The following is a 584-nucleotide window of genomic DNA, read 5'->3' as shown; positions in this document are numbered from 1 at the left end:
CGACACGAACACCCAACGCATCACCCCCGGACGCTCGCCGGTCATCGCGCCGAACGCCACCCCCCAGCAGGGCATCATCGGCATCGTCAAAGCCAGGCACCAGAACCCCGGACGCCCCCCGCGGCTCTCGAACCGGCTCAAAAACCACGCCATCGCAAAAATGGAGAACAGGCCCGCCAGGCAGAACTGCGCACAACGGTCGCGCACCCACTGCTCCTCCTGGTCGTACAGGAAGGCCCAGCCCGGCACGAACCCCGCCAGGAAGGCCGCCCCGTACACCGCCAGCTTGCGCAGCCAGCTGGGCAGGGAACCCGCCACCATCACCCCGCCCGACAACGCCAGCCGGGGCATCCGGTTCAGCCAGATCAGCGGATCAACAAACCTCAGCTATGGTTTTTCCCTGGCGGTGGGCAGCGACGGGAACGCCTACGCATGGGGATACAACTACTATGGCCAGCTCGGCGACGGGACGAGAGACGACAAGCATGCGCCGGTCAAAGTGGGGAAGCCTGCAGGCGCGCCAGCGGACTTCACCTACCTGCAGGTCAGCGCCGGAGGCCTTCATTCCCTGGCCGTGGGCAGCG

Annotated in this window: 1 pseudogene; it reads left to right on the top strand. The window is 66.8% G+C overall.

The features are described 5' to 3' along the window. Positions 1–584, top strand: a pseudogene (locus QRX40_RS08675) (RCC1 domain-containing protein); the annotation flags it as partial.

Source organism: Bifidobacterium sp. H6bp9, assembly GCF_032193695.1.
Classification (GTDB): Bacteria; Actinomycetota; Actinomycetes; order Actinomycetales; family Bifidobacteriaceae; genus Bombiscardovia; species Bombiscardovia kimbladii.
This window is presented reverse-complemented; position numbering and strand designations above follow the sequence as displayed.